The sequence below is a fragment of the Rickettsia sp. genome, from assembly GCF_965035265.1.
On record NZ_CBCDJS010000109.1, the window covers coordinates 1 to 3,949 of the forward strand.

Sequence of the window (3,949 nt, forward strand, 5' to 3'; positions counted from 1 at the left end):
GTTATTTCTTAAATAATTCGCTATATATTGTACATTTTTTGTTATAAAAGGATTATTACTAAAATCTAAAGTGGCTATAGAAATAAACTCTGTAAGCTCGCTATTTGGCTTTACTAATTTTTCATTGAATATTGAACGAGTATTATTAGAAAGCCAATCTATAATATCTTCATAATGATTAGATATGGAATACTTGCTTGAAGTTAATATCTTATCAAAATTAATATTATGTAATTTTTCTGAAACATTGCATTCTTCAAAAATACCTAAGTTTGGAGTGTGTTTTTTTATCAAAAGATTATTAAAATATTCTGTCAAAAAATCATTTACATTTTTAGACACTCGTTCCTGTTTGGGACTCCCAAGTAGTGTACTGCTAACCGCCTTTATTTGATTCCACATAATAATTAGACCTATAAATTATTTGCATTTATACAAATGAAAACATTTTTGATCTATAAGTTGAATAAATAAATATTAACATTACTTAAAAAATTTTTCTGAATAAGTAAATTTACAACAAGGATTTAAAGGTGAATTGGTGAAATTCTGAGGATAAAAAAGTTCTATTTTTAAATTGAATTAATATGGGAATATTTAATATATTTTGAAAGGTAAAATTTGAGATTATTTTTCTTTTGTAATTTTATCATATTTTTTTAGTTTGATAAGAATGGACTCTAAATTATCCAGTTTAATCATACATGGGCCGTCACTTGGAGCGTTATCAGGGTCTTGATGTACTTCCATATACATACCGGCAATACCTACAGCCGTTGCTGCCTTTGCAAGTAGCTCTACATATTTTCTTTCTCCACCAGTACTACCTCCTAACCCTCCCGGTTGCTGAACGGAATGTGTCGCATCAAAAACTACAGGTATATTTAACTCCGCCATTATTGCAAGACTACGCATATCAGATACCAAATTATTATAACCAAAACATGCGCCACGCTCTGTAAATAATATATCCTTCACCCCAAAAGCTTCTAGTTTTGTTTGTACATTTTTCATATCCCAAGGAGCTAAAAACTGCCCCTTTTTTACTTTTACTATTTTACCGGTTTTCGCTGCGGCTTGCAATAAGTCGGTTTGTCTACATAAAAACGCCGGGATTTGTAAAATATCTGCTACTTTAGCTGCTTCAGTACATTGACTCTCAGAATGAACATCAGTAACAATTGGACAATCAAATTCAGCTCTTACTTTTGATAAAACTTTTAAACCTTCCTCTATACCAAGCCCTCTAATCCCACTTATAGAAGTTCTATTAGCTTTATCAAAAGAAGATTTATAAATAAACGGAATATCAAGCTTGTTAGTTAATTTAGTAAGTCTTTCTGCCATAAATAAAGCGTGGTCTTGTCCTTCAATCTGACAAGGTCCTGCAATTAGGACAAACGGTAAATCATTTCCTATTTTGATATTATTAAGTTTTACTACTTTTTGCATAATTCTTAGATTTAATTATTAAGTGAGGCACGGGTTAATATTTCTCTGTTATATCAGTTGCTGATTCATTTTCTATTAAGTCGTTGTTAATTACTAACGTATAATATTTTTCTTTTATTGTCCTTAAATCATAATTACCATGATAATAACCTTCTATGTTAATAATTTTTTTTAAATAAAAATTTACCTGCTCTGTTTCTAACGGTTCATCTATATTTTTTATAATAGACGACTTAATATTAATTAAATACTCTTTTATTTTTTTAAATTCTTTAATAATTATAAAAATATCACGCGGTCTTATTACTAATACTCCTACAAACAAAATTAATAATATTTGCGTTAAAGACATATTTATATTAGTTTTTTATGTTTATATTTTGGATTTAAAATATTTTTGCCTTTCTCGTTTAACATATAGTCAAGATAATCTTGATAATTCCCTTCAAACCAAGTAGCATCACCTTCTTTATCATAAGCGATAATGTGCGTAGCTATTCTATCTAAAAACCAACGATCATGGCTAATTACTAAAACACAACCAGCAAAATCTAAAATTGCATCCTCTAACGCTCTTAAAGTATCTAAATCAAGATCATTTGAGGGTTCATCAAGAAGTATTACATTAGCACCTTCTTTTAATAACTTTGCTAAATGTACTCTATTACGTTCTCCACCAGAAAGTTGTCCAACTTTCTTTTGTTGATCACCTCCTCTAAAATTAAAAGCAGCACAATAGGCTCTACTTTTAACTATTCTATTACCAAGCTGCAATTCATCTAAACCTTCTGAAATTTCTTCCCATATGGTTTTATTATCATCCAAATGATCACGTGATTGATCAACATAACCTAATTTCACCGTTTGACCAATTTTAATAGAACCGCTATCTAGTGTTATTTTACCTGTAATAATATTAAACAAAGTAGACTTACCTGCTCCATTCGGTCCAATAATTCCTACAATAGCTCCACGTGGAACTTTAAAACTAAAATCCGATAATAATATTTTATTGTTAAATTTTTTAGCTATATGTTCTGCTTCAATAACAAGATCACCTAAGCGTGGTCCATTAGGTACAATTATTTGAGTAGGATCGCTTTTTTGTTCTTGTTGTTTATTTAATAATTCTTGATACGCTGTAATACGTGCTTTATTTTTTGACTGTCTAGCTTTTGGAGTTTGACGAATCCATTCAAGTTCACGGTTTAGTTGCTTTATTCTATCATCTTCTTCTTTACCCTCTAAAGCTAATTTTGCTTGTTTTTTCTCAAGCCAAGAACTATAATTTGATTCCCACGGAATACAATTCCCTCGATCAATCTCTAATATCCATTCCGTAACATTATCTAAAAAATAACGATCATGAGTAATAACTATTACCGTACCTTTGTAGTTCTTAAGGCAATCCTCAAGCCAAGAAACTGATTCTGCATCCAAATGATTTGTCGGTTCATCAAGTAATAACATATCAGGCTTTTCTAAAAGCAGCTTACATAAAGCTACTCTTCTTTTTTCTCCACCGGAAATTTTTGTAATATCTGCTTCTTTTGGCGGACAGCGCAAAGCAAGCATTGCAATCTCTATTTCACGTTCTAGATTCCATCCATCACAATTGTCTATTTTTTCTTGCAATTCTGCCTGCTTATCATAAAGATTCTGCATTTCTTCATCAGTGATTTCAGCGGCAAATTTGTTACTTATATCATTAAATTCATCAATAAGTTTTTTCTTTTCATGAAGACCTTCTATGATATTGTCAAAAACATTTTTACTAGCATCAAGATATGGTTCTTGAGGTAAATATCCTATTTTTGTACCAATTTTAGCTGTTGCTTTACCTTCAAACTCTTTATCAATACCTGCCATTATTTTTAATAAAGTCGATTTACCTGCTCCATTTGGACCTATTATACCAATTTTAGCTCTTGGTAAAAATGATAAATTTGTTTCTTTTAAAATTCGTTTACCATTTATAATTTTGCTTAAAGCGACCATTTCATAAACGTATTGATATGACATAAATTACTTATTTCCTCATATTATTATTTTACACTGATAGATATATTTACTACTATATTGTATGAATTTATTGCCCTATAAATATATAACTCAAAATCAGATATGTAATTTCTATTATTGTTTTTCTCGTTCAGATATTTAATTTGCCAAATCTTAGGAAATAAAATGCTGTATACATGCTTTAATTTTATCAATTTGGATTGTAGGTACTTTTATATCTACTAAATTTATTTCATTCAAGCTTATTGATGATTTTTCCATATGCATTTTAATTTAATTTTAATAAAATCAAGTCTAATTCTTCCAAATCTTTGTAATGAAATATTAATTTTCCACCTAATAGATAATTTTCTATTGTTATTTTTATACCAAACTTTTCTGATAAAGCTTTTACTAGTAATTCTAGATCATTGTCGGTAGTACTGTCCTTTAAAAAACGCTTTCCTGCTTTGTTATTATTGTTAGGAGATTTTGT

The 3,949-nt window shown here is 29.2% G+C and carries 4 protein-coding genes and 1 pseudogene; all 5 read right to left on the bottom strand.

Features of this window, described 5'->3' with window-relative positions; all coding sequences use genetic code 11:
- A partial coding sequence (locus tag AC1Z7D_RS06315) for a hypothetical protein (RefSeq protein ID WP_482602949.1) occupies window positions 1-402 on the bottom strand: 402 nt, incomplete at its 3' end.
- A gap of 225 nt (window positions 403-627) precedes the next feature.
- Window positions 628-1,452 (bottom strand): 3-deoxy-8-phosphooctulonate synthase, encoded by an 825-nt coding sequence (kdsA, locus tag AC1Z7D_RS06320; RefSeq protein ID WP_482602951.1) that lies wholly within the window; start codon window positions 1,450-1,452, stop codon window positions 628-630.
- 34 nt (window positions 1,453-1,486) lie between these two features.
- Entirely contained in the window at window positions 1,487-1,804 is a 318-nt protein-coding gene (locus tag AC1Z7D_RS06325; RefSeq protein WP_482602953.1) for a DUF2672 domain-containing protein, read from the bottom strand.
- 2 nt (window positions 1,805-1,806) lie between these two features.
- Window positions 1,807-3,474, bottom strand: coding sequence for an energy-dependent translational throttle protein EttA (gene ettA, locus AC1Z7D_RS06330; RefSeq protein ID WP_482602955.1), 1,668 nt, complete (start codon window positions 3,472-3,474; stop codon window positions 1,807-1,809).
- A gap of 268 nt (window positions 3,475-3,742) precedes the next feature.
- Window positions 3,743-3,949 (bottom strand): annotated as a pseudogene (locus AC1Z7D_RS06335) (ParB/RepB/Spo0J family partition protein); the annotation flags it as partial.